The sequence below is a fragment of the Klebsiella sp. MISC125 genome, assembly GCF_051131775.1.
Classification (GTDB): domain Bacteria; phylum Pseudomonadota; class Gammaproteobacteria; order Enterobacterales; family Enterobacteriaceae; genus Klebsiella.
In genome coordinates this window covers 5,093,938-5,118,975 of the sequence record NZ_CP180448.1, presented here as the reverse complement: position 1 = coordinate 5,118,975, position 25,038 = coordinate 5,093,938, and the positions used below count along the sequence as shown (strand labels likewise).

At 53.6% G+C, this 25,038-nt stretch carries 18 protein-coding genes; 9 read left to right on the top strand and 9 right to left on the bottom strand.

The window, feature by feature from the left end:
- Positions 1 to 345: 345 nt before the first annotated feature.
- Positions 346 to 1,389: a GMP reductase gene (locus tag ACMYSL_RS23990; protein ID WP_112215517.1), complete on the top strand. Its 1,044-nt coding sequence runs from the start codon at positions 346 to 348 to the stop codon at positions 1,387 to 1,389.
- Positions 1,390 to 1,419: 30 nt separating this feature from the next.
- Here ACMYSL_RS23990 and hofC read toward each other — a convergent pair whose 3' ends face one another.
- The 4 genes from hofC to nadC all read right to left on the bottom strand — a co-directional run bounded on the left by hofC (position 1,420) and on the right by nadC (position 5,518).
- Positions 1,420 to 2,625, bottom strand: coding sequence for a protein transport protein HofC (gene hofC, locus ACMYSL_RS23985; protein WP_434660120.1), 1,206 nt, complete (start codon positions 2,623 to 2,625; stop codon positions 1,420 to 1,422).
- Positions 2,615 to 4,000, bottom strand: coding sequence for a type II secretion system protein GspE (gspE, locus tag ACMYSL_RS23980; RefSeq protein WP_434660119.1), 1,386 nt, complete (start codon positions 3,998 to 4,000; stop codon positions 2,615 to 2,617). Before gspE ends, hofC begins: the two co-directional genes overlap by 11 nt.
- Positions 4,001 to 4,010: 10 nt before the next feature.
- Positions 4,011 to 4,442 (bottom strand): prepilin peptidase-dependent pilin, encoded by a 432-nt coding sequence (gene ppdD / locus ACMYSL_RS23975; RefSeq protein WP_110272542.1) that lies wholly within the window; start codon positions 4,440 to 4,442, stop codon positions 4,011 to 4,013.
- 182 nt (positions 4,443 to 4,624) lie between these two features.
- Positions 4,625 to 5,518: a carboxylating nicotinate-nucleotide diphosphorylase gene (gene nadC / locus ACMYSL_RS23970; RefSeq protein WP_182236342.1), complete on the bottom strand. Its 894-nt coding sequence runs from the start codon at positions 5,516 to 5,518 to the stop codon at positions 4,625 to 4,627.
- A 203-nt stretch (positions 5,519 to 5,721) separates the two neighbouring features.
- Between nadC and ampD the strand changes: the two genes are divergently transcribed.
- Both ampD and ampE read left to right on the top strand, forming a co-directional pair.
- Positions 5,722 to 6,285, top strand: coding sequence for a 1,6-anhydro-N-acetylmuramyl-L-alanine amidase AmpD (gene ampD / locus ACMYSL_RS23965; protein WP_434660118.1), 564 nt, complete (start codon positions 5,722 to 5,724; stop codon positions 6,283 to 6,285).
- Positions 6,282 to 7,136, top strand: coding sequence for a beta-lactamase regulator AmpE (ampE, locus tag ACMYSL_RS23960; RefSeq protein WP_112215511.1), 855 nt, complete (start codon positions 6,282 to 6,284; stop codon positions 7,134 to 7,136). Before ampD ends, ampE begins: the two co-directional genes overlap by 4 nt.
- 76 nt (positions 7,137 to 7,212) lie before the next feature.
- Here ampE and ACMYSL_RS23955 read toward each other — a convergent pair whose 3' ends face one another.
- The 3 genes from ACMYSL_RS23955 to aroP all read right to left on the bottom strand — a co-directional run bounded on the left by ACMYSL_RS23955 (position 7,213) and on the right by aroP (position 11,116).
- Positions 7,213 to 8,163, bottom strand: a complete 951-nt coding sequence (locus ACMYSL_RS23955; RefSeq protein ID WP_434660117.1) for a glycoside hydrolase family 43 protein — start codon at positions 8,161 to 8,163, stop codon at positions 7,213 to 7,215.
- Positions 8,163 to 9,569 (bottom strand): glycoside-pentoside-hexuronide (GPH):cation symporter, encoded by a 1,407-nt coding sequence (locus ACMYSL_RS23950; protein ID WP_181483568.1) that lies wholly within the window; start codon positions 9,567 to 9,569, stop codon positions 8,163 to 8,165. The genes ACMYSL_RS23955 and ACMYSL_RS23950 overlap by 1 nt, the downstream gene beginning before the upstream one ends.
- Before the next feature lie 176 nt (positions 9,570 to 9,745).
- Positions 9,746 to 11,116, bottom strand: coding sequence for an aromatic amino acid transporter AroP (aroP, locus tag ACMYSL_RS23945; RefSeq protein WP_181421741.1), 1,371 nt, complete (start codon positions 11,114 to 11,116; stop codon positions 9,746 to 9,748).
- Between the two features lie 652 nt (positions 11,117 to 11,768).
- Here aroP and pdhR point away from each other — a divergent pair.
- The 5 genes from pdhR to ACMYSL_RS23920 all read left to right on the top strand — a co-directional run bounded on the left by pdhR (position 11,769) and on the right by ACMYSL_RS23920 (position 19,439).
- Positions 11,769 to 12,548: a pyruvate dehydrogenase complex transcriptional repressor PdhR gene (gene pdhR, locus ACMYSL_RS23940; protein ID WP_004098632.1), complete on the top strand. Its 780-nt coding sequence runs from the start codon at positions 11,769 to 11,771 to the stop codon at positions 12,546 to 12,548.
- A gap of 241 nt (positions 12,549 to 12,789) precedes the next feature.
- Positions 12,790 to 15,453: a pyruvate dehydrogenase (acetyl-transferring), homodimeric type gene (gene aceE, locus ACMYSL_RS23935; protein WP_110272535.1), complete on the top strand. Its 2,664-nt coding sequence runs from the start codon at positions 12,790 to 12,792 to the stop codon at positions 15,451 to 15,453.
- Between the two features lie 14 nt (positions 15,454 to 15,467).
- The gene (gene aceF, locus ACMYSL_RS23930) at positions 15,468 to 17,360 is read left to right on the top strand and encodes a pyruvate dehydrogenase complex dihydrolipoyllysine-residue acetyltransferase (RefSeq protein WP_434660116.1); all 1,893 of its coding nucleotides are present in this window, start codon (positions 15,468 to 15,470) and stop codon (positions 17,358 to 17,360) included.
- A gap of 207 nt (positions 17,361 to 17,567) precedes the next feature.
- Positions 17,568 to 18,992 (top strand): dihydrolipoyl dehydrogenase, encoded by a 1,425-nt coding sequence (gene lpdA / locus ACMYSL_RS23925; RefSeq protein WP_110272779.1) that lies wholly within the window; start codon positions 17,568 to 17,570, stop codon positions 18,990 to 18,992.
- Positions 18,993 to 19,154: 162 nt separating this feature from the next.
- Positions 19,155 to 19,439, top strand: a complete 285-nt coding sequence (locus tag ACMYSL_RS23920; RefSeq protein ID WP_110272533.1) for a hypothetical protein — start codon at positions 19,155 to 19,157, stop codon at positions 19,437 to 19,439.
- A gap of 48 nt (positions 19,440 to 19,487) precedes the next feature.
- Here the strand turns inward: ACMYSL_RS23920 and ACMYSL_RS23915 are convergent, their stop codons facing one another.
- Both ACMYSL_RS23915 and ACMYSL_RS23910 read right to left on the bottom strand, forming a co-directional pair.
- Complete coding sequence (locus ACMYSL_RS23915) at positions 19,488 to 20,288, bottom strand: DUF2950 family protein (RefSeq protein ID WP_434660115.1); 801 nt, start codon at positions 20,286 to 20,288, stop codon at positions 19,488 to 19,490.
- 10 nt (positions 20,289 to 20,298) lie between these two features.
- On the bottom strand, positions 20,299 to 21,939 hold the full coding sequence (locus ACMYSL_RS23910; RefSeq protein ID WP_434660114.1) for a DUF3300 domain-containing protein: 1,641 nt from the start codon (positions 21,937 to 21,939) through the stop codon (positions 20,299 to 20,301).
- A gap of 355 nt (positions 21,940 to 22,294) precedes the next feature.
- Here ACMYSL_RS23910 and acnB point away from each other — a divergent pair, with 355 nt between their 5' ends.
- Positions 22,295 to 24,892, top strand: a complete 2,598-nt coding sequence (gene acnB / locus ACMYSL_RS23905; protein ID WP_434660113.1) for a bifunctional aconitate hydratase 2/2-methylisocitrate dehydratase — start codon at positions 22,295 to 22,297, stop codon at positions 24,890 to 24,892.
- The last annotated feature ends 146 nt before the right edge of the window (positions 24,893 to 25,038 follow it).

The following is a 25,038-nucleotide window of genomic DNA, read 5'->3' as shown; positions in this document are numbered from 1 at the left end:
GCTTCAATCCTGAAACTGACAACATGCACATTTTTCTTTGAGACAGTCCGCTATTCACGGCGAGACTACACTGTGGTGGCGGTTTTTATCGGTTGGTTGTCAAACCGATAAATTGCTTTCACAACGCATTCTGGTTTTTTTGTACATGTAAATCAATTGGTTAAAAATGATACGTTGATGATTGAGTGTTGCAAAATCACTTTTGGCTATTCACCAGGTAAATTTATACGATTGTAGCGTAAAAAAAGTGAAAATCGCAGTCTTGCGCGGTCATGATTCGTGCGTATGATAACGTCACTGGAGTTGTGCTCTCACAATAATGCAATTAACCCCAGGAATTCGCACATGCGTATTGAAGAAGATTTGAAGCTTGGTTTTAAAGACGTTCTTATCCGCCCGAAACGTTCTACCCTCAAAAGCCGTTCTGATGTACAGCTGGAACGTGAATTCACCTTCAAACACTCTGGCCAGACCTGGTCCGGTGTGCCAATCATTGCGGCCAATATGGATACTGTCGGCACCTTTGCTATGGCTAAAGCTCTGGCCTCCTTTGGCGTTCTGACTGCAGTCCATAAGCATTACAGCGTTGAGCAGTGGCAGGCGTTTGTACAGGGCGAATCCGCAGATATAGTGAAACACGTCATGGTCTCTACTGGCACTTCAAATGCAGACTTTGAAAAAACTCAACAGATCCTGACCCAGAATCCGCAGCTTAGCTTCGTGTGTATTGACGTCGCAAATGGTTATTCCGAACACTTTGTGCAGTTTGTTGCCAAAGCCCGCGAAGCCTGGCCGCAAAAAACCATTATTGCGGGTAACGTTGTTACCGGTGAAATGTGTGAAGAATTGGTTCTTTCTGGCGCTGATATTGTGAAAGTCGGTATCGGCCCGGGCTCTGTGTGTACTACCCGTGTGAAAACCGGCGTGGGCTACCCTCAGCTTTCCGCTGTTATCGAATGTGCCGATGCGGCACATGGCCTGGGCGGGCAGATCATTAGTGATGGTGGCTGTACCATGCCTGGCGATGTGGCTAAGGCATTCGGCGGTGGTGCTGATTTCGTGATGCTGGGCGGTATGCTGGCAGGTCACGAAGAGAGCGGCGGTACCGTAGTTGAAGAAAATGGTGAAAAATTCATGCTGTTTTACGGTATGAGCTCTGAATCAGCAATGACCCGTCACGTTGGCGGCGTCGCTCAGTATCGTGCAGCAGAAGGTAAAACTGTTAAGCTGCCTCTGCGCGGTCCGGTTGAAAATACCGCGCGTGATATCCTCGGCGGCCTGCGTTCAGCGTGTACCTATGTGGGTGCTTCACGCCTGAAGGAACTGACCAAGCGTACTACCTTTATTCGCGTACAGGAACAAGAGAACCGCGTGTTCAATAGCCTGTAATGCCTCTCGCTGGCGCATTCGCGCCAGCGTTTATCCGCCCATCCCGCTAATGGCATCACCCAGATGAAAAATGGGTAAGTACATTGCCACAACCAGCACCCCGACAATCGCTCCAGTTATCACCAGCATCATAGGTTCAAGTAGGGTTGCCAGGTTATCTGCCTGCTGATGCGTTTGCTCACTATGATGGCGAGCCAGATTCTCCAGCATAGTATCCAACGAGCCTGAAGCTTCACCGGTACGAATGAGTTGTAGACAGAGCGGTGTAAAACCTCCGCTATGAGTCAGCGCCTGCCAGATGGGTTCTCCATGGGTAATTTGCAGAACGACCTGCTGGAGCCTTTGTCGCCATAACGGGCAGCTTAGGGTTTCCTCCACGCTTTGCAGGCCCTGTAAGAAGCTGATACCCGCGCTTTGCGTTAACGCAGGTACGGTGAAAATCTGGCTAAGCCGTTGCCCACTCAGCAATTTACCAAATACTGGCAGCGCGTGGAGTAGCTTTTGGCGATGCAGCAACCAGCCTGGTCTCTGGCGAATCAGCCGATTAATAATTGCAGGTAAAACGACCAGTACTGCCAGAACAGGCCAATAGTGAGTTAACCCATCGCCGACGCTCATCACCGCTCGGGTCAGTAATGGTAGCGGAGTATTGAAGGTTCGATAGATAGCGGCGAACTCCGGTAAGACGAAGCACAGCATCCCCATGACCACCAGCAGCGCCAGGGATAAAATAATAATCGGATAGCGCAGCGCTTTTTTCACTTTCTCGCTAAGAAGCAGCTGTTCTCGCTGCTGAAGGGCTAACTGTGTGCAGCAAAGCTCCAGCTTGCCGGTGAGCTCACCGGTACGGATCATGGCCAAATAGAGTGGGGGAAATACTTCAGGCCATTTCTCCAGGGCAGCCGAAAGTGAAATGCCTTGCGCCAGGTCATCAGCCAACGTTTGCAGCAGGGCCTGCCATTGTGCGTTGGGTTGCTGTTGCGCCAGCAGTTCCAGCCCCTCCGCCAGTGGGAGGCCAGCTTGCAGTAGCGCGGCTAGCTGGCGGATGATTTCACCGCTATGGCGTGGATGCCACAGTGAATTTTGCACGCTACAGCGGCGCAGCGTCAGTGGGATGATTCGCTCCTGTTGCAACATCTGCAATGCCAGCGGACGATTCTCTTTCCAAAGCGTGCCCTGGCAGGGGACGCCCTGAACATCAATACCACGCCAGCGCCACAGTCGCTTAGTCGCCATGTGGGATCCCCAGAACGCGAACCACCTCTTCGAGGCTGGTCAGTCCTCGTTCCACGGCCAGACAGCCGCTCTCAAACAGCGTCATCATTCCCGATTCTCGCGCCAGGGATTCGATTTCGGTAGCGCTAAGCTCCTGAGTGATGGCTTGCCGTAGCGCGGTGTTAACGGGTAAAAGCTCAAATAGCGCCAGTCGCCCGTAGTAGCCGTGATAACAGTGCTGGCAGCCCGGAGCCTGCCAGCGAGGAAGCGCTCGTGGCCACAGGCTGTGCGGGACATCGGCCGAGCTGCCGGTTTCCCGGCGACAGTGTGGGCACAACCTGCGCACAAGGCGTTGAGCAACAACCAGCGAGAGTGCTGATGAGATCATCCAGCGAGCGACGCCCATTTGCTGCAGGCGCACCAGGGTTTCGCTGGTCGAATTAGTGTGTAAGGTAGAGAGGACCAGGTGTCCGGTTTGCGCCGCTTTTATCGCAATTTCAGCCGTTTCCGCATCGCGTATTTCGCCCACCATTACGATGTCGGGGTCCTGACGCAGCAGGGCGCGCAGTACGCTATGGAAGGTTAGCCCGGCACGGGGATTAATCTGCGTCTGATTCATCCCCACAATCGGAATCTCCAGCGGATCTTCCACGCTACAGATGTTTACCTCATCGCGATTTCTCGCCTGCAGCGCGCTATATAAGGTGACGGTTTTTCCGCTTCCCGTTGGGCCTGTGACCAACAGCAGACCCTGCGGTTGGTTAAGCGCCGAGCGAAAGTCAGCAAGCTGTTGAGAGGAGAGCCCTAGCGCTTCGAGATCCAGAGCTTGTTCGACCTGGTGTAATAAACGCAGAACGATTTTCTCTCCGCCGCGGCAGGGAAGCGTAGCGATACGAAAAGAGACCGGGCGATCGGCAAGCGTAAGAGTAAACTGACCGTCCTGCGGTAAACGGTGCTCGGCGATATCCAGATTACTCAACACTTTCAGCCGGGCCGTAATCGGTGCGGCAAGCTCCGGGGCCAGAGGCGAAAGCGGGTGCAGCACGCCGTCTACCCGCAGGCGAATTCTCAGGTGGTTTTCGCCGGGTTCGATATGAATATCGGACGCGCGTTGACGTAGGGCTTGTTCCAGGATGTGATTAACCTGTTCAACTACGCTTGCCGAGGCTTCATTATGCATTGGGGCTACCGCTATCCCTGGTGTCTGTAGCCGTTTGTCCATCCGGTCCTGACTCCAGCACTCAATATCGATTCGTTTCTGGGTCGCGAAGCGTAGTGCTTCCATAAGCCCTGGTGCTGGCGCATCAACAACGGCGATGGCAATAGTGTGTGCATCGCTATTGAGCAGTAATGCCTGGTAGCGCTGGCACAGAGGTATCAATTGTTCAGTTTTCATTGCCTCACCCTCAGTTAAAACGGAATACGTCTTCGCAGGCTTGCTTAAGCGCGCTGTCGCCGGTAATGCTGCAAACGCGCTGCCAGCCGGTGATGCCGTTAGCGTTATCCCAGCTTGGTGTCATCGTGACGCTTAAGCCATTGAGGCTTTCCTGGCCGGTGAGCGTGACAACGCCGGTGGCGACGCTCATTGCCGAGACGTAACGCGTGGTAGCGGGTGAGGGGATGCCATTGCTGCCGCCATCACAGGTTGTTAATCCTCCGTGCTCTAGCGCGCAAAGCTCAATGGCGGTGCGAAAAGGTACAAATGTTTGCAGCATGTCGGTGAGAGCCGCTTTTCGCAGGTAGTTCTGGTAAGCAGGAATGCCGATAGCGCTGAGAATTGCGATGATCCCAATGACCACCATCAGTTCAATAAGGGTAAAGCCACGTTGTTTATCCATAAGTTGCTCCTTGTTGTTTTCGGGAGCACTTTGCCGGGCTTTAATCCGCTGTGCGAGTCGCTGATCGCGCCTAAGGAAGCAAGGTTCCAGGCTTTTTTTGCGGGTTGCAGTGAGGGATTATCGGTGTGCGAGTCGGCTCGCAAAAAGAGCCCCGGTGCAGGATATCAACCGGGGCAGGACAGTTAGCGGAAACGCATTGAGAGATCGAGCGCGCGAACGTGCTTGGTTAGTGCGCCAACGGAGATGTAATCGACGCCGGTTTCGGCAAATTCACGGATAGTATCGAAGGTGACGTTGCCGGAAACCTCCAGCGCTGCCTGACCATTGGTGCGCTTCACTGCTTCACGCATCAGGTCGGTGGTGAAGTTGTCGAGCATAATGATATCAGCCCCCGCTTTCAGCGCTTCTTCAAGCTCCTCAAGGGTTTCAACTTCAACTTCTACCGGCACATCAGGATGCAGCCAAAACGCTTTTTCTACCGCCTGGCGCACTGAGCCGGAAGCGATAATATGGTTCTCTTTGATCAGAAAGGCATCGGACAGACCCAGGCGGTGGTTTGCTCCGCCTCCGCACAGGACCGCATACTTCAGCGCCGTGCGCAGACCAGGCAACGTCTTACGCGTATCGAGAAGTTGGGTTTTGGTTCCAGCAAGCAGGTCGACATAGCGGTGGACTTCGCTTGCCACCCCGGATAATGTCTGCACGAAATTGAGCGCGGTGCGCTCGCCGGTTAACAGAACACGGGAGGGGCCATCCAGTTCAAACAGTGGCTGATCTGCCTTAACCGCGTCGCCATCGGCAACATGCCAGGTGAGATTGACATCATCTCCGGCGAGCTGAATAAAGACCTCTTCTACCCAGCGTTTACCGCAAAATATGCCGTCTTCACGAGTGATTACCACTGCATGCGAGCGCGCGTCTTGCGGCAACAATTGTGCGCTAATGTCGTTATTAGCATCTACTTCACCGCCCAGATCTTCCCGCAGGGATTGGGCGACGGCGTCAGTAATATCATGATTAACACGTTCCAGCAGCGCGTCACGGCGGCGGTCGGGATTGTAGCGACGAGGCGACATGATAAAGCTCCAGATAGATAGGATTCAGAAGTGGGAAACATGCTAACCTGAACCACGTTTCTGTACCACATCCACTTCATCCTTCTGGCGGCTTCACCGTGGGTCTCAAGTTAGTTTTGTGATGAGTGATAGTGCGTATAACAGCAGGCATTCTTTGGGCCCCGGGCGCCGCGAATGCACAGGTTAGTAAAAGGAGACTCGACATGCAGTTGAACGGGGGATGGCTGGTAGATGCGCGTCGGGTTCCTTCGCCGCACCACGATAGCCGCCCGGATAATGAAACCCCTTCTTTGCTGGTGGTGCACAATATCAGTCTGCCGCCCGGCGAATTTGGCGGTCCATGGATTGATGCCCTGTTCAGCGGTACGCTCGATCCCGATGCTCATCCTTTCTTTGCTGAGATAGCCCATCTTCGCGTTTCGGCGCATTGTCTGATTCGCCGGGATGGTGAAATCGTGCAGTATGTGCCTTTCGATAAGCGCGCGTGGCACGCAGGCGTTTCCAGCTACCACGGACGCGAGCGTTGTAATGATTTTTCAATAGGCATTGAGCTGGAAGGGACCGACACACAGGCCTATACCGAGGCGCAATATCAGCAACTGGCGGCTATTACCCGGCGGCTTATTTCGCTCTACCCGGCCATTGCAGACCATATCACCGGCCACAGCGATATTGCTCCTGTGCGTAAAACGGATCCCGGCCCGGCTTTTGACTGGGCAAAATTTTGCGGTTTGTTAACCTCGTCGTCAGATAAGGAGATGCCATGACGTTGTTTACCACGCTGTTAGTGCTTATTGCCGAGCGTTTGTTCAAGCTGGGCGAGCACTGGCAGCTTGATCACCGGCTGGAAGTGTTGTTTCGCCGGGTAAAGCATTATTCACTCTTTGGCACCGTACTGATGACGGCTGCAGCGGTAGCGGTGGTCTTTATTATTCAGCGCTTGCTACAAGGGCAGCTATTTAACGTTCCGCTGCTGGTGTTCTGGATTTTGCTCGGCCTGCTGTGCATTGGCGCGGGTAAGGTCCGCTTGCATTACCATGCGTATCTGAAAGCCGCTGCCCGTGATGATAGCCGCGCCTGCGACGCCATGGCCAGTGAGCTTACCCTTATCCACGGCGTGCCGCCGGGTTGCGATCAGCGTGAATATCTCAGCGAGCTGCAAAACGCACTGCTGTGGATTAACTATCGCTATTATCTTGCCCCGCTGTTTTGGTTCGTTGTTGGTGGACCGTGGGGGCCGTTAACGCTAATCGCTTATTGTGTGCTGCGTGCCTGGCAAACGTGGCTGGCGCGTTATCAGACGCCACATCATCGTTTACAGTCGGGAATCGACGGTATCCTGCACGTAGTGGACTGGGTTCCGGTACGCCTGGTTGGCGTGGTTTATGCGCTGGTAGGGCACGGAGAAAAAGCCCTACCAGCCTGGTTTGCGTCGCTGGGCGATCGCCACTCTTCGCAATATCAGGTATTAACCCGTCTGGCGCAGTATTCGCTGGCTCGCGAGCCGCACGTCGATAAAGTGGCTACGCCGAAAGCGGCGGTTTCCATGGCGAAGAAAACGTCACTGGTGGTAGTGGTGATTATGGCGCTGCTGACGATTTACGGGACGTTGATTTAACAATCTGAGATGCGCTTTACCGGGCGGCGGCTTACGCCTTGCCCGGTCGACAAAAACCGCCCCTGCAAGCGCGGTGCTACAACGTATCAGCCGCTGGGATGCCAAAATCAGGCATCCCATTTTCTTGCCAGCGAACCAATTTCAGACGGGTATGACGATTCGGATCGTACAGCGGATCGCCTTCGATTTCGGTGTAGTTGCGCGCGTGATACACCAGCACATCTTCTCCCTCCGGCGTTTGCGTAAAGCTGTTGTGTCCCGGCCCATACTGACGATTTTCGTAGCTGGTGCGGAACACCGGCTGCGGTGCTTTATGCCAGTTTTCCGGCTGGAGCGGATCGGCGTTGACATCTATCCACAGTAATCCCATGCAATAGTTTTCATCGGTAGCGCTGGCGGAGTAGCTGACGAACAGTTTGTCATCGTGGAACAGCGCCGCCGGCCCCTCGTTGACCAGAAAGCCGCGACACTCCCAGTCGAACTCCGGCTTACTCAACATCACTGGTTTGCCTTTTAGCGTCCACGGGTTTTCCAGCTCAGCCAGATACAGGTTGGTGTTGCCCGCAATATCCGGGTCTTTTTGCGCCCACAGGTACCACTGCTTGCCCTGGTGGTGGAAGGTGGTGGCATCCAGCGCAAAGGTATCAAACGGCGTTTTTACCTGGCCCTTTTCCTGCCACTTGCCGGTTAGCGGGTCGCTATCCGCGCATTCCAGAGCGAACATGCGATGCTGGAACATGCCCAATTCATCGAGATCGTGCGTGTGGCTGGCGGCAAAGTAGATGTACCATTTGCCTTCGATTTCATGTAGTTCCGGGGCCCAAATCAGCTGACTCATTGGGCCGCTCTCCGGCTTGTGCCAGACCACCACTGGCTGCGCGTCGCGCAGGCCTTCAAGGGTTGCAGAGCGGCGAATTTCCAGTCGGTCATACTCCGGAACCGAGGCAATAAAATAGTAGCAATCCTGATGGCGCAGAATAAACGGATCTGCGCGTTGTTCAATAAACGGGTTTGGCCAGTTTTTCATCAAGCTTTCCTTACGTGTTCACTGGTTTTGTGATCCTGGAACTCATTTAGTTCACTGTAGTTGATGCGGCGTTTCTCCAGGTCTGACTGAATTTGGCGCATGAACTCGCGGTTCACTTTCAGCATGCGTACGACACCGGCGGTAATCAGGTAACCGACGCCAGGGATGACGCTAAACAGCAGCACAATACCGTTAACAGCTGAGGCGCTCTGCTCTTTAGCGCCAGCATCGTAGCCGTACCAGGAGAGCAGGAAGCCAACCATTGCCCCGGCAATCGCCAGTCCGACCTTCAGGAAGAAGAGGTTACCGGAGAAGCTGATGCCGGTAATACGTTTGCCGGTCTTCCACTCGCCGTAGTCGTCAACGTCAGCCATTAGCGACCAGTGCAGCGGCGATGGAATTTGATGCAGAATATTCAGCAGGAAGTAGAGCACCATAATCATCATGGTGGCATGCGGATCGAAGAAGTAGAACGCGCAGGAGAAAATGGCGAGCACGATGTTGGTCCAGAAAAATACCTGCAGTTTGCACCAACGGTCGGTCAGTACTTTTGCCAGCATGCTGCCAATCATCATTCCCACCACGCCGAGGCTGATAAACAGCGTCGCGAAGTGGGTGCTTTGCTGCATGACCCAGGTGACGTAATACATGGTGGCGGCCATGCGGATAAAGCCCGGACAGACGTTGCACAGGGTTAGCAGCAGGATACGTACCCACTGATCGTTCTTCCAGACGTCTTTCAGATCTTTTTTCAGTTCGTCGTTAGTCTGCACCGCCGGGCGTACGCGTTCACGAACGGTAGCGAAGCAAAACAGGAACATACACATGCCGATAAAGGCGAGCACCGTCATCGCCATCTGGTAGCCTTTAGCTTTATCTTCACCGCCGAACCAATCCGCCATTGGCAGCAGCGTCAGAGAGAGCAGCAGGGTGGCGATACCGACCATGACAAAACGATAGGACTGGCAGGCTACGCGTTCCTGCGGGTCATTAGTAATCACGCTACCCAATGAACAGTAAGGAATGTTGATCGCGGTATAGGTCAGCGAGAGCAGGAAATAAGTGACGAAAGCATAGATAACTTTGCTGTTGTAGGTCCATTCGGGGGTGGTAAACATCAGCACGCTGAACAGCGCGTACGGGAAGGCAATCCACAGCAGCCATGGACGAAAACGGCCATATTTACTGCGAGTACGGTCAGCCATTGCGCCCATAATCGGGTCGGTCACGGCATCGATAACGCGTACGGAAAGCAGCAGAACGCCGACCAGGGCCGGTGCGAGCCCGAAGATATCCGTATAAAAATAGTTAACAAACAACATGATGGCGCCGAAGATGATGTTACATCCGGCATCGCCCATCCCGTAGCCAATTTTCTCTTTAACTGAAAGCTTATTGCCATTCATGGTGAAGATCTCCCCGTTGCGGTATGGAGAGAATTATTAGCTGGATAATGGATAAATGCGTTGCAGGAAAAGGTCAACGATATGGACAAATAGGTTGTTGCGAGGAAAGTGTGAAGCAGATAACAATGCTCTGTGCCCGCAAAATGGCGGCGGGCACAGATTCTGGAGATGTATGATTATGCTTTTATGGCGCTAGCTGTTTTTTGCTTAAACAGATAGCCAATGCCGAGGATCACAATCCATACCGGGATCAGGTAAACGGAAATTGCCATACCTGGAGTCATTAGCATGATGACCAGCACACCGACCATAAACAGTAGGCAAATCCAGTTTCCTAGCGGATAAAACAGCGCAGGGAAGCGGGTGACTACGCCCTGCTGCTGTTTGGCGCGACGGAATTTGATGTGTGCCAGGCTAATCATCGCCCAGTTGATCACCAGCGCAGAAACGACCAGCGCCATCAGCAGACCAAACGCGGATTCCGGTGCGAAGTAGTTAATCAGGACGCACAGTGCGGTCACTACCGCTGAAACCAGAATGGTGTTAACCGGTACACCGCGTTTATCGACGTTCATTAGCGCTTTTGGTGCGTTACCCTGCTGTGCCAGGCCGAACAGCATCCGGCTGTTGCAGTAGACGCAGCTGTTGTAAACGGAAAGCGCCGCAGTCAGTACCACGACATTCAGCGCGTTGGCTACAAAAGTATCGCCCAGTTCGTGGAAGATCAGGACGAACGGGCTGGTGTCAGCGGTCACGCGGCTCCACGGCAGCAGGGAGAGCAGAACGGCCAGCGAGCCCACATAGAAAATCAGGATACGGTAGATAACCTGGTTGGTGGCTTTAGGAATGCTTTGCTCCGGATTATCGGCTTCTGCTGCCGTAATACCGACCAGCTCCAGACCGCCAAAGGAGAACATGATAATCGCCATCATCATCACCAGCCCGGTGAATCCGTGCGGCAGGAATCCACCCTGCTCCCACAGGTTGCGTACGGTAGCCTGCGGGCCGCCGTTGCCGCTGAACAGCAGCCAGCCGCCGAACAGGATCATCGCCACGACGGCGACGACTTTGATGATTGCGAACCAGAACTCCATCTCGCCAAACACTTTGACGTTGGTCAGGTTGATGGCATTGATGGCAACGAAGAAGATGGCAGCAGAAACCCAGGTCGGGATTTCAGGCCACCAGAACTGGACGTATTTCCCTACGGCAGTGAGCTCTGCCATGGCCACCAGAACGTAAAGAACCCAGTAGTTCCAGCCGGAAGCGAAGCCTGCAAAGCCGCCCCAGTATTTGTAGGCGAAATGGCTAAATGAACCTGCTACAGGCTCTTCGACGACCATTTCGCCCAGCTGGCGCATGATCAGAAAGGCGATGAAACCGGCAATTGCGTAGCCCAGAATAATACCCGGGCCTGCGTTTTGGATGACGGATGCACTACCCAGAAATAAACCGGTACCGATAGCGCCTCCCAGCGCAATAAGCTGAATATGGCGGTTTTTAAGGCCGCGCTTTAGCCGATCGCCATGCTGTTGACCTTCCATCATGAAACCTCGTGTGTGGTTATGGTTATTATGTTTGTACGCGTCATCCTTCAGGTGACTTCTTCACTGTCTGTCCCTGCCTGATAGCATAGTCAGCGAAATTTCAGCGAGCCTGCGCCCCGTTTTACCCTGAGTGATACGATGCACATATTGTTGTGTTTGTGTAATTATGAAATTCCGTTTCTGTAATGATTTCTTTACGCAAGGCAGGGTGGTAATTCATGAAAAGGCCTTTCGTATCATGGAGAATAGTGATAAGCGGCAGTGAATGCACCTGCTTTATGAAGGGATGATGACGAAGCGAGCAAAAAGAAACCATTTGTAAATCATGTCTGCATACCCACTACCTACCTCTTATTTTCTTTAAATTCACAAAAAATGAATTTTTATTCACTTGATGGTGAGGTGAATCGGTTCAGATAGCGTATTTTTTCGTTTCGATTACGTTAACGCTACCTCATTGTGGGTAAACATAACATTTGTGCAAAGTTACATTTTTGAAATGTTATTTCTGTATGTTTGTTAAAACATGCTGGGTTTACTGATTTCAATCAAAACCTGTATGGACAGAAGGTGAATACTTTGTTACTTTAGCGCTACGAACTATGAATTGGTAAGACCAATTGACTCCGGGCTAATGGCAGAGACAGGGAATATGGCCTACAGCAAGATCCGCCAACCAAAACTATCCGATGTGATAGAGCAGCAGCTGGAGTTTTTGATCCTTGAGGGGACGTTGCGCCCCGGTGAAAAGCTCCCGCCTGAACGCGAACTGGCAAAACAGTTCGACGTTTCCCGCCCCTCGCTGCGTGAGGCGATTCAACGCCTCGAAGCCAAGGGGTTGTTGCTTCGTCGCCAGGGAGGTGGAACGTTTGTACAAAGCCGCCTGTGGCAGAGCTTCAGCGACCCGCTGGTAGAGCTCCTGTCCGACCACCCTGAATCCCAATTTGATCTGCTGGAAACTCGGCACGCGCTTGAAGGCATTGCGGCTTATTACGCAGCGCTGCGCAGCAATGATGAAGACCGCGAACGTATTCGCGAGCTGCATCAGGCCATAGAGCGAGCCCAGCAGTCCGGCGACCTTGACGCCGAATCCGACGCCGTCGTCCAGTATCAAATTGCCGTCACCGAAGCGGCGCATAATGTGGTGTTGCTCCATTTGCTACGCTGCATGGAACCGATGCTGGCCCAAAACGTTCGCCAGAATTTTGAATTGTTGTATGCCCGCCGGGAGATGCTCCCGCAGGTCAGCAATCATCGCACTCGGATTTTCGAGGCGATAATCGCCGGAGAGCCGGAGCAGGCGCGTGAAGCCTCGCATCGTCACCTGGCGTTCATTGAGGAAATTTTGCTGGATCGCAGCCGTGAGCAGAGCCGTCGTGAACGCTCACTGCGCCGTTTACAGCAACGAAAAGATGAGAACTCCGGTTCTTAAGCGCCATTTTTAGAGCGCGGCAACTAAACGCAGAACCTGTCTTATTGCACTTTTAGTTGTTCAAAATAATTTTGGGTGTATCGCGGCGGCAAGCGCGCGAATCCCCGGGAGCATAGTGAACTATGTGACTGGGGTGAGGAAGCGAAGCCAACAAAGAGACAGCCAGAAGTATGAAGAACAAAGAGCGCAATGGGACAGGTTCCAGATTAATCAACGATTAGATAGATAAGGAATACCCCCCATGTCAGAACGTTTACCCAATGACGTGGATCCGATCGAAACTCGCGACTGGCTACAGGCGATCGAATCGGTCATCCGTGAAGAAGGTGTTGAGCGCGCTCAGTATCTGATTGACCAACTCCTTTCTGAAGCCCGCAAAGGCGGGGTGAAAGTGGCTGCTGGCACATCGACTGGCAGTTACGTAAACACTATTGCCGTTGAAGATGAACCGGAATACCCGGGAAATCTGGATCTGGAACGTCGTATTCGTTCTGCGATCCGCTGGAACGCTATTATGACCGTTCTGCGCGCATCGAAAAAAGATCTCGAACTGGGTGGCCACATGGCTTCCTTCCAGTCTTCCGCGACTTTCTACGAAGTGTGCTTCAACCACTTCTTCCGTGCACGCAACGAGCAGGATGGCGGCGATCTGGTTTACTTCCAGGGCCACATCTCTCCGGGCGTATACGCACGTGCATTCCTGGAAGGTCGTCTGACTGAAGAGCAGATGAACAACTTCCGTCAGGAAGTTCATGGCAAAGGCCTGTCTTCCTACCCGCACCCGAAACTGATGCCGACCTTCTGGCAGTTCCCGACCGTTTCCATGGGTCTGGGCCCAATCGGTGCAATCTACCAGGCTAAATTCCTGAAATATCTGGAACATCGTGGCCTGAAAGACACCTCCAAACAGACCGTTTATGCCTTCCTGGGCGATGGCGAGATGGATGAACCAGAATCCAAAGGTGCGATCACCATCGCTACCCGTGAAAAACTGGACAACCTGGTCTTCGTTATCAACTGTAACCTGCAGCGTCTTGACGGCCCGGTCACCGGTAACGGCAAGATCATTAACGAACTGGAAGGTATCTTCGCAGGTGCTGGCTGGAACGTTATCAAGGTTATCTGGGGCGGTCGTTGGGATGAACTGCTGCGTAAAGATACCAGCGGTAAACTGATCCAACTGATGAACGAAACCGTTGACGGCGACTACCAGACCTTTAAATCCAAAGACGGCGCTTACGTTCGTGAGCACTTCTTCGGTAAATATCCGGAAACCGCAGCGCTGGTTGCCGACTGGTCTGACGATCAGATTTGGGCACTGAACCGCGGTGGTCACGATCCGAAGAAAGTCTTCGCTGCACTGAAAAAAGCGCAGGAAACTACCGGCAAAGCAACCGTCATCCTGGCCCATACCATCAAAGGTTACGGCATGGGTGATACCGCTGAAGGTAAAAACATCGCTCACCAGGTTAAGAAAATGAACATGGACGGCGTGCGTCACATTCGCGACCGTTTCAATGTGCCAGTAACCGATGAGCAGGTGGAAAACCTGTCTTACATTACCTTCCCGGAAGGTTCTGAAGAACATACCTATCTGCACGCACAGCGTCAGAAACTGCACGGTTACCTGCCGACTCGTCAGCCGAACTTCGATGAGAAGCTGGAACTGCCTCAGCTTGCAGATTTCGGTCCGCTGCTGGAAGAGCAGAACAAAGAAATTTCTACCACTATCGCGTTTGTTCGTGCTCTGAACGTGATGCTGAAGAACAAGTCTATCAAAGACCGCCTGGTACCAATCATCGCCGATGAAGCGCGTACCTTTGGTATGGAAGGCCTGTTCCGTCAGATCGGTATTTACAGCCCGAACGGTCAGCAGTACACCCCGCAGGACCGTGAGCAGGTTGCTTACTATAAAGAAGACGAGAAAGGTCAGATCCTGCAGGAAGGTATCAACGAACTGGGTGCTGGCGCATCCTGGCTGGCTGCTGCGACTTCTTACAGCACCAACAACCTGCCGATGATTCCGTTCTACATCTACTACTCCATGTTCGGGTTCCAGCGTATCGGTGACCTGTGCTGGCAGGCTGGCGACCAACAGGCTCGCGGCTTCCTGGTCGGTGGTACTTCCGGTCGTACGACGCTGAACGGCGAAGGTCTGCAGCACGAAGATGGCCATAGCCATATTCAGTCTCTGACTATCCCGAACTGTATCTCTTACGATCCGTCTTACGCGTACGAAGTTGCGGTCATCATGCATGATGGTCTGGAGCGTATGTACGGTGAGAAACAAGAGAACGTTTACTACTACATCACCACCCTGAACGAAAACTACCACATGCCGGCAATGCCGGAAGGTGCCGAGGAAGGTATCCGTAAAGGTATCTATAAACTCGAAACCATCGAAGGTAGCAAAGGTAAAGTTCAGCTGCTGGGTTCCGGTTCTATCCTGCGTCACGTGCGTGAAGCCGCTGAGATCCTGGCGAAAGACTACGGCGTAGGTTCTGACGTTTATAGCGTCACCTCCTTCACCGAACTGGCGCGTGATGGCCAGGATTGTGAGCGCTGGAACATGCTGCACCCGCTGGAAACTCCGCGCGTTCCGTACATCGCCCAGGTGATGAACGACGCTCCGGCTGTGGCATCGACTGACTATATGAAACTGTTCGCCGAGCAGGTTCGTACTTATGTACCGGCTGATGATTACCGCGTACTGGGTACCGACGGCTTCGGTCGCTCTGACAGCCGTGAGAACCTGCGTCACCACTTCGAAGTTGATGCTTCCTACGTGGTAGTTGCAGCGCTGGGCGAACTGGCTAAACGTGGCGAAATCGATAAGAAAGTGGTTGCAGACGCAATTGCCAAATTCAATATCGATGCAGATAAAGTTAACCCGCGTCTGGCGTAAGAGGTAAAAGAATAATGGCTATCGAAATCAATGTACCGGACATCGGGGCTGATGAAGTTGAAATCACCGAGATCTTGGTCAAAGTGGGCGACAAAGTTGAAGCTGAACAGTCGCTGATCACCGTAGAAGGCGACAAAGCCTCTATGGAAGTTCCGTCTCCTCAGGCTGGCGTTGTTAAAGAGATCAAAGTCTCTGTTGGCGACAAAACCGAGACCGGCAAACTGATCATGATTTTCGATTCCGCCGATGGTGCAGCAGCCGCTGCACCTGCGCAGGAAGAGAAGAAAGAAGCGGCTCCGGCAGCAGCGCCAGCGGCAGCAGCGGCTAAAGACGTACACGTTCCGGATATCGGCGGCGACGAAGTTGAAGTCACCGAGATCATGGTCAAAGTGGGCGACACCGTTGCGGCTGAGCAGTCATTGATCACCGTAGAAGGCGACAAAGCTTCTATGGAAGTCCCGGCACCGTTCGCAGGTACCGTGAAAGAGATCAAAATCAACACCGGCGACAAAGTGTCTACCGGCTCCCTGATTATGGTCTTCGAAGTGGCGGGTAGCGCACCTGCTGCGGCTCCGGCGAAAGCGGAAGCTGCTCCGGCAGCGGCTGCACCGGCGGCTTCCGGGTCTAAAGAAGTTAACGTACCGGATATCGGCGGCGACGAAGTTGAAGTCACTGAAGTGATGGTTAAAGTGGGCGATAAAATTGCCGCTGAGCAGTCACTGATCACCGTTGAAGGCGACAAAGCTTCGATGGAAGTTCCGGCACCGTTCGCGGGCACCGTGAAAGAGATCAAAATCAGCACTGGCGACAAAGTGTCTACCGGCTCCCTGATCATGGTCTTCGAAGTAGAAGGCGCAGCGCCTGCTGCTGCTCCGGCGGCTGCTGCTGCTCCAGCACCTGCTGCTGCACCGGCTCAGGCTGCTAAACCTGTTGCAGCTCCTGCGGCTAAAGCAGAAGGCAAATCTGAGTTTGCTGAAAACGACGCTTACGTTCACGCAACTCCGCTGATTCGCCGCCTGGCGCGCGAATTTGGCGTTAACCTGGCGAAAGTGAAAGGTTCTGGTCGTAAAGGCCGTATCCTGCGCGAAGACGTTCAGGCTTACGTGAAAGAAGCGGTTAAACGCGCTGAAGCGGCACCGGCTGCTGCCACCGGCGGCGGTATCCCGGGCATGCTGCCATGGCCGAAAGTGGACTTCAGCAAGTTTGGTGAAATCGAAGAAGTGGAACTGGGTCGCATCCAGAAAATCTCAGGCGCTAACCTGAGCCGTAACTGGGTGATGATCCCGCACGTTACCCACTTCGACAAAACCGATATCACCGATCTGGAAGCGTTCCGTAAACAGCAGAACGCCGAAGCTGAGAAGCGTAAACTGGATGTGAAATTCACTCCAGTAGTCTTCATCATGAAAGCCGTTGCCGCTGCGCTTGAGCAGATGCCGCGCTTCAACAGCTCGCTGTCTGAAGATGCACAGCGCCTGACGCTGAAGAAATACATCAACATCGGTGTGGCGGTTGATACCCCGAATGGTCTGGTTGTTCCGGTCTTTAAAGACGTGAACAAGAAGAGCATTACCGAGCTGTCTCGCGAACTGACTGTGATCTCCAAGAAAGCGCGTGATGGTAAGCTGACTGCTGGTGAAATGCAGGGCGGTTGCTTCACTATCTCCAGCATCGGCGGCCTGGGTACCACCCATTTCGCACCGATTGTGAACGCGCCGGAAGTGGCCATCCTTGGTGTGTCTAAGTCCGCGATGGAACCGGTGTGGAATGGTAAAGAGTTTGTTCCGCGTCTGATGATGCCGATCTCTCTGTCCTTCGACCACCGCGTTATCGACGGTGCTGATGGTGCGCGCTTTATTACCATCATCAACAACACCCTGAGCGATATTCGCCGCCTGGTGATGTAAGCGAAAAGCCGGCCTGACGGCCGGCTTTTTTCTGGTAATCTCTTCTGCGTTTTGAAGTTACCAGCAATAAAGGACAAAATCGTTTGCCGTTTGTTGTTTCAAAATTGTTAACAATTTTGTAAAATGCTTGCGGATAGAACGTCCCGGTGGACATGGGCGTAAAAACAATAGCGTCAGACCCGCCGGAAATAAATTACAGAGGTCATGATGAGTACTGAAATCAAAACTCAGGTCGTGGTACTTGGGGCAGGCCCCGCAGGTTATTCTGCTGCCTTCCGTTGCGCTGATTTAGGTCTGGAAACCGTAATCGTAGAACGTTACAACACCCTGGGCGGTGTTTGTCTGAACGTCGGCTGTATCCCTTCTAAAGCACTGCTGCACGTTGCGAAAGTTATCGAAGAAGCGAAAGCGCTGGCCGAACACGGCATCGTTTTTGGTGAGCCGAAAACTGACATCGATAAAATTCGTACCTGGAAAGAAAAAGTTATCACTCAGCTGACCGGTGGTCTGGCTGGTATGGCCAAAGGCCGTAAAGTAAAAGTGGTTAACGGTCTGGGTAAATTTACTGGTGCTAACACCCTGGAAGTCGAAGGCGAAAACGGCAAAACCGTGATCAACTTTGACAACGCGATCATCGCGGCGGGTTCCCGTCCGATTGAATTGCCGTTCATTCCGCATGAAGACCCGCGCGTATGGGATTCCACCGACGCTCTGGAACTGAAAACCGTACCAAAACGCCTGCTGGTTATGGGGGGCGGTATTATCGGTCTGGAAATGGGTACCGTGTACCATGCGCTGGGTTCAGAGATTGACGTGGTTGAAATGTTCGACCAGGTGATCCCGGCTGCCGACAAAGACGTGGTAAAAGTCTTTACCAAACGCATTAGCAAGAAGTTCAACCTGATGCTGGAAACCAAAGTTACTGCCGTTGAAGCGAAAGAAGACGGTATCTACGTTTCCATGGAAGGCAAAAAAGCGCCGGCTGAAGCGCAGCGTTACGACGCCGTACTGGTGGCTATCGGTCGCGTGCCGAACGGTAAAAACCTCGATGCCGGCCAGGCAGGCGTTGAAGTTGACGAGCGTGGCTTTATCCGCGTTGACAAACAGTTGCGTACCAACGTGCCGCACATCTTTGCTATCGGCGATATCGTTGGTCAGCCGATGCTGGCGCACAAAGGTGTTCACGAAGGCCACGTTGCCGCCGAAGTTATCTCCGGCATGAAGCACTACTTCGATCCGAAAGTGATCCCGTCCATCGCCTACACTGAGCCAGAAGTTGCCTGGGTTGGTCTGACTGAGAAAGAAGCGAAAGAGAAAGGCATCAGCTACGAAACCGCCACCTTCCCGTGGGCTGCTTCTGGCCGTGCTATCGCTTCCGATTGCGCAGACGGTATGACCAAACTGATTTTCGACAAAGAATCTCACCGCGTTATCGGCGGGGCGATTGTCGGTACCAACGGCGGCGAGCTGCTGGGTGAAATCGGTCTGGCTATCGAAATGGGTTGCGACGCTGAAGACATCGCACTGACCATCCATGCTCACCCGACTCTGCATGAGTCCGTTGGCCTGGCGGCAGAAGTCTTCGAAGGTAGCATCACCGACCTGCCGAACGCGAAAGCGAAGAAAAAGTAAGTTTTTCTTTCAGGCAAAAAGTAGAAGCGGCTCTGTGAGCCGCTTTTTTTATGCCTGATGTTTAGAACTGTGTCGTCGGCAATGAAATTGCATACCTTATTAATAATTGAAAAATAATCACGATATAAACTTATAGGTAGTTAACTATATGTGAGGTGTGTGATGAAACGACTTTTAACGACGACGCTGTTGGCCGCAACCCTGGTTTCCGGTATGGCTTGTGCAGCAGATGCTTCTATCCCATGGGCAGATAACAGCGGCGGCACGGAAAGCACCCATATTGCGGCCATGGGCCAAAATCTGAATATGCAGCATCAGCAGGTGACAAAAACCAGCGAAGGAGTATGGGCGACGAATTCCGGTAGCATCAGCTCCGATGAAGCCGATCTGACCAGCAACAAACCTCCGTTTGCTGGAGATCCGTCGCTGATGCCTCATCAGGGCTAAGTAAAAGATGGTAATGCCCGGCAGCGTAATCGCGTGCCGGGCATTTTTTTATTGATTGACGACCTGCCAGGCTGAATCAGGAGAAAATGCGGTGATTGCCTGTGCTTTGCTTTGCGTTTCCTCACCTAAGTTAGCCTGCCAGACCTGGTCATTTTGGTTAACCATAAAGCTCATTACACCAGTTTGCCCCCATTCTACAGGCCATGCCAGTAGGGCAACTTCCTGATTTTCACCATCTTTAATAATGCGGAAACGGTAGCCGTGATAGCCTTCTCCGGGTTCTATCGGGCTAAAAGCTGGCCCTAACGGACTGGGCGCTTCTCCAGGAGTCGCAGGCCAGTAGAGGCCATCTTTCTTGCCATCACTGCTGATAATCTTCTGCGCCCAGACGTGATTTAACTGATAGAAATCCTGTTGGGCATCAACATAAGCATGCATCGCCTGAATCGCTGAGAGCTCATTGCGGCCAATAGCGCGGGTGAGAATTTCATCTTCTGCGGCAGCCATATCAAAATGCCAGCCATCATCTCCCTTGATGATGGGAATGGGCAGTCGCCACTCTTCCTGGCCGACGTCCAGCCACGCGCTATTGTCCTGGCGAACGATATTATGTTTGACTTGCCAGTCGCGCTGAAAACGGTCTACCGCATCAGGCGCAATGCCGTCCGGCGGTAAGAACTGCTGCCAATTGTCACCGAGCAGCGTATCCAGCGCAGATTCATCATGCCGACTGATTGCTTCAGCCAGCGCGCTTGCAGCTTGCTCAGGCGTGGAGAATTGTTGCTGTGCCAGAGCCATCATCGGTGTCATGATCAGCGCCAGCAGCGTCATTTGTAGGTGCTTTTTCATCTTCTTATCCTCAGCGGCGACGCAATTCACGATGTTCGGAAAGATGTTCTCTGGCCGCGCTGCGCTGCTCGCTGTTTAAACCTGAGATATGACGACTCTGTTGCCCTCGCTCTTGTTGAGATTGCCAGGAGGGGGAGCGGCTGTCGTTACCGCTTAGCGCATTGGCATGCAGGTTACCGAGCTTCTGCTGACGCTGTTCAGGCGTTGCCGACTGGAACTGTTCACGGCGCTGTTGTTGCTGCGCAGTGGGGTGCTGAACCTGCGCTTTCACCGTATCCCGATGCTGCTGCTGTTGGGCTGTCGGGTGTTGAAGCTGGTTTTTGGCTGCTTCCCGACGCTGCTGCGTGGCGCTATTTTTTACCGCAGGCGTATTGTCATAGCCACGATAGTTATTACGCTGGGTGACCTGGTGTAGCTGCTGTGAGGCGGCCTGGCGCTGCGCGTCGCGGGAAGGGGAGTGCGTTGCCAGATTACCCGCCGTTGCCGTGGTACCAGTGCGCTGCTGCAACTGGGTCATTGCCGCCTGACGCTGCTCATTACGATCGACCGGTGGATGCTGGGTGGCGCTAAGCCCGCTTGGAACACTGGTCTGATGGAAATGCTGCGTGACGGTGTTATTCGGGTAAGGAATATTGCCGCGATAGGCCGGGTTATGCTGCCAGTTGGCATTATTACCCGGCAAGTTTTGTCCCGTTATGTGATTGAAGTTGTTTACATTGATGTTGATGTTATCACCGTTATGTGAGTAGCCGTCATGATGGTCATCATCGTGATGGTGATAGTCATCGTCATGGTGGTGATCGTCATCATCCCAATCGATGTTGCTGAATAGCGCGTACGTTGTGGCAACGCCAAGGCTGTAACCAAAACCTTTGACGAAGCTATCGGCGAACTGCTCCCCCGGAGGCGGCGGTAAATAGACCGGTGGATAGGCGGTGTTGGCCCAGGTACCGTAAACGACGGCTGGATTGTAGTTGGGAACATAGACAACCTGCGGATCGGCGGATTCTATTTTGATGACCGTCGGAGCCGGTGGAGCCGTCGAAACGACCGTTACCCCATTCTTGGTTTGGGCGCGCGGTGGTGGGACATTTTTCACGCTGGTACTGACTTTCTGCTGCGGTGTCGATTTCAACGTTCCGGTTTGCTGGGCGATAGCGCGCAAGCGCTGTACCGAATCCATCACATCCTGCGGTTGGGCGAGAAACGCGTTACCCAGATTCTCCACCCATGGCGGGTTTTCTCCCATTAACGCTAGCAGCGATGGGAAGGCGACCAGCGATTTTACGCTGGGATCCCAGGGTTGATTGGCCACCGCCTGTACCGCCGGATCGCCTTTCATGGTGGGATTATCCTGCGACCACTGCACCGCCTGTATTACGTTGCCTGGGTAGGTGGAGGCCATCAGCACCTGTGACAATAGGTTGTCCGGATACAGCGCGATTGGCGCCACCCACTGATCGATCTGCGCTGGGGTATAAGTGGTCGTCACTGGTTGAGCAGCGGCTGGCACAGGCGCGGCCTGCGCCACGACCGGAGGTTCGGGAACGGATTGTGGTTCCCGGCTTTTAATATAGAGCGTACCCGCGGCGGCTAATAACCCGGCGCTGCAAAGCAGTGCGAGCACATGGGGTTTGAAAGGCAGCGTCATGATGACTCCTGGCACAGAAGTTGGCCCGTTTCGACATAGTATTGTCGAAATACGGGGGATTGCCTGAGTATAAAGAGACCCTATTTGCGTTTTTGATTTTTGTTGGGATTTTGGTCAGCGATGTGTAACAGAATTAATTTTATATTCCAGTAAACTGACAGAAAACCTGCAATATTCTGCCCTTAACGATTCAGCTAATTTTTAATGTTGCTTTTTTGTAAACAGATTAACACCTCCCTAAAATCCTGCTATGCTGCCGACGCGGTATCGGGCATTTACCCTACAAACTGCTGTCTCACAGGAGCGTGAAGAGATCGCCGACCGCATATGACAATGAGAGCGAGGAGATACCGTCGTGCTAAAAGAATATCGTGAGCACGTAGCTGAGCGTGCCGCCGAAGGGATTGTTGCAAAACCCTTAGATGCAACCCAAATGGCCGGCTTGGTTGAGCTGCTGAAGAATCCGCCTGCTGGCGAAGAAGAATTCCTGTTAGATCTGTTAATTAACCGCGTACCGCCGGGCGTCGACGAAGCCGCCTATGTTAAAGCCGGATTCCTTGCCGCCATCGCCAAAGGCGAAGCGACTTCCCCGCTGGTTACCCCTGAAAAAGCCATCGAACTGCTGGGCACCATGCAGGGCGGTTACAACATTCATCCGCTGATTGACGCGCTGGACGACGCAAAGCTGGCGCCGATTGCCGCGAAAGCGCTGTCCCATACCCTGCTGATGTTCGATAACTTCTACGACGTAGAAGAGAAAGCCAAAGCGGGCAATGAATATGCACAGCAGGTCATGCAATCCTGGGCCGACGCCGAGTGGTTCCTGAACCGCCCGCAGCTGGCTGACAAAATCACCGTCACCGTTTTTAAAGTCACCGGCGAAACCAACACTGATGACCTGTCTCCGGCCCCTGATGCCTGGTCCCGCCCGGATATCCCGCTGCACGCTCTGGCGATGCTGAAAAACGCCCGTGAAGGAATCGACCCGGATCAGCCGGGCGTTGTTGGTCCGATCAAACAGATCGAAGCGTTACAGCAGAAAGGTTTTCCGCTGGCCTACGTTGGCGACGTGGTGGGGACCGGTTCTTCCCGCAAATCGGCCACCAACTCGGTGCTGTGGTTTATGGGCGATGACATTCCGAACGTGCCGAACAAGCGCGGCGGCGGTCTGTGCCTCGGTGGTAAAATTGCCCCTATCTTCTTCAACACCATGGAAGATGCGGGCGCGCTGCCGATTGAAGTGGACGTCAACAAACTGAACATGGGTGACGTGATTGACGTTTATCCGTTCAAAGGTGAAGTGCGTAACCACGAAACCAACGAACTGCTGGCTAACTTCGAACTGAAAACCGACGTGCTGGTCGACGAAGTGCGTGCCGGTGGCCGTATTCCGCTGATTATCGGTCGCGGCCTGACCACTAAAGCGCGTGAGGCGCTGGGCCTGCCGCACAGCGACGTTTTCCGTCAGGCGAAAGACGTTGCGGAAAGTAGCCGTGGTTACTCTCTGGCGCAGAAAATGGTCGGTCGTGCCTGCGGCGTGGCCGGTATTCGTCCGGGTGCTTACTGCGAGCCGAAGATGACCTCCGTCGGTTCTCAGGACACCACCGGTCCAATGACCCGTGATGAACTGAAAGATCTGGCGTGCCTGGGCTTCTCGTCTGACCTGGTGATGCAGTCCTTCTGCCACACGGCGGCGTATCCGAAGCCGGTTGATGTCACCACACACCACACGCTGCCGGACTTCATCATGAACCGTGGCGGCGTATCGCTGCGTCCGGGCGATGGCGTTATCCACTCCTGGCTGAACCGTATGCTGCTGCCGGATACCGTGGGTACCGGTGGTGACTCCCATACCCGTTTCCCGATTGGCATTTCCTTCCCGGCGGGCTCGGGTCTGGTGGCGTTTGCTGCCGCGACCGGCGTGATGCCGCTGGATATGCCGGAATCCGTTTTAGTTCGTTTCAAAGGCAAGATGCAGCCGGGTATCACCCTGCGTGACCTCGTTCATGCGATCCCGCTGTACGCGATTCTCCAGGGCCTGCTGACCGTTGAGAAGAAAGGTAAGAAAAACATCTTCTCCGGCCGCATCCTGGAAATCGAGGGTCTGCCGGATCTGAAAGTCGAGCAGGCGTTTGAACTGACCGATGCTTCCGCCGAACGTTCTGCTGCCGGTTGTACCATCAAACTGAACAAAGAGCCGATCGTTGAGTACCTGACCTCCAACATCGTGCTGCTGAAGTGGATGATCGCAGAAGGCTACGGCGATCGTCGTACCCTGGAACGTCGCGTGCAGGGCATGGAAAAATGGCTGGCGGAACCTGAACTGCTGGAAGGTGATGCGGATGCTGAATATGCGGCAGTGATCGACATCGATCTGGCTGATATTAAAGAGCCCATCCTGTGCGCGCCTAACGATCCGGACGATGCGCGTCTGCTGTCTGACGTGCAGGGCGAGAAGATCGACGAAGTGTTTATCGGCTCCTGCATGACCAACATCGGCCACTTCCGCGCTGCCGGTAAGCTGCTGGACAGCCACAAAGGGCAGCTGCCAACCCGCCTGTGGGTGGCACCGCCAACCCGTATGGACGCAGCGCAGCTGACCGAAGAAGGCTACTACAGCGTGTTTGGTAAGAGCGGTGCGCGTATTGAAATCCCGGGTTGTTCCCTGTGTATGGGTAACCAGGCGCGGGTAGCGGACGGTGCGACGGTGGTTTCCACCTCAACCCGTAACTTCCCGAACCGTTTAGGTACCGGTGCGAACGTCTTCCTGGCTTCTGCGGAGCTGGCGGCAGTGGCGGCGCTTATCGGTAAGCTGCCGACGCCGGAAGAGTACCAGACCTATGTTGCGCAGGTAGAGAAGACGGCGGCAGACACCTACCGCTATCTGAACTTCGATCAGTTGGGTCAGTACACGGAAAAAGCGGACGGCGTGATTTTCCAGACAGCGGTGTAATGCGATAAGTCTATTTCGTACATAAACCCTTCAATGCCCGGTGAACTTTGCATCACCGGGCATTTTTATTTCCAATCCCTCCGCTCGCTACGCTTTTTTTCTCTCTTACTGCTGCGATAATTACCTTATGGGTACAGTGCAGCGGT

Bases quoted from the DNA above. Each gene is read 5' to 3' on its own strand.
- pdhR (WP_004098632.1), top strand. From the start codon at position 11,769: ATGGCCTACAGCAAGATCCGCCAACCAAAACTATCCGATGTGATAGAG.
- ampE (WP_112215511.1), top strand. From the start codon at position 6,282: ATGACGTTGTTTACCACGCTGTTAGTGCTTATTGCCGAGCGTTTGTTC.
- lpdA (WP_110272779.1), top strand. From the start codon at position 17,568: ATGAGTACTGAAATCAAAACTCAGGTCGTGGTACTTGGGGCAGGCCCC.
- ACMYSL_RS23915 (WP_434660115.1), bottom strand. From the start codon at position 20,288: ATGAAAAAGCACCTACAAATGACGCTGCTGGCGCTGATCATGACACCG.
- ACMYSL_RS23910 (WP_434660114.1), bottom strand. From the start codon at position 21,939: ATGACGCTGCCTTTCAAACCCCATGTGCTCGCACTGCTTTGCAGCGCC.
- gspE (WP_434660119.1), bottom strand. From the start codon at position 4,000: ATGAAAACTGAACAATTGATACCTCTGTGCCAGCGCTACCAGGCATTA.
- ACMYSL_RS23920 (WP_110272533.1), top strand. From the start codon at position 19,155: ATGAAACGACTTTTAACGACGACGCTGTTGGCCGCAACCCTGGTTTCC.
- aceE (WP_110272535.1), top strand. From the start codon at position 12,790: ATGTCAGAACGTTTACCCAATGACGTGGATCCGATCGAAACTCGCGAC.
- aroP (WP_181421741.1), bottom strand. From the start codon at position 11,116: ATGATGGAAGGTCAACAGCATGGCGATCGGCTAAAGCGCGGCCTTAAA.
- ppdD (WP_110272542.1), bottom strand. From the start codon at position 4,442: ATGGATAAACAACGTGGCTTTACCCTTATTGAACTGATGGTGGTCATT.
- ACMYSL_RS23990 (WP_112215517.1), top strand. From the start codon at position 346: ATGCGTATTGAAGAAGATTTGAAGCTTGGTTTTAAAGACGTTCTTATC.
- ACMYSL_RS23950 (WP_181483568.1), bottom strand. From the start codon at position 9,569: ATGAATGGCAATAAGCTTTCAGTTAAAGAGAAAATTGGCTACGGGATG.
- hofC (WP_434660120.1), bottom strand. From the start codon at position 2,625: ATGGCGACTAAGCGACTGTGGCGCTGGCGTGGTATTGATGTTCAGGGC.
- ampD (WP_434660118.1), top strand. From the start codon at position 5,722: ATGCAGTTGAACGGGGGATGGCTGGTAGATGCGCGTCGGGTTCCTTCG.
- aceF (WP_434660116.1), top strand. From the start codon at position 15,468: ATGGCTATCGAAATCAATGTACCGGACATCGGGGCTGATGAAGTTGAA.
- ACMYSL_RS23955 (WP_434660117.1), bottom strand. From the start codon at position 8,163: ATGAAAAACTGGCCAAACCCGTTTATTGAACAACGCGCAGATCCGTTT.
- nadC (WP_182236342.1), bottom strand. From the start codon at position 5,518: ATGTCGCCTCGTCGCTACAATCCCGACCGCCGCCGTGACGCGCTGCTG.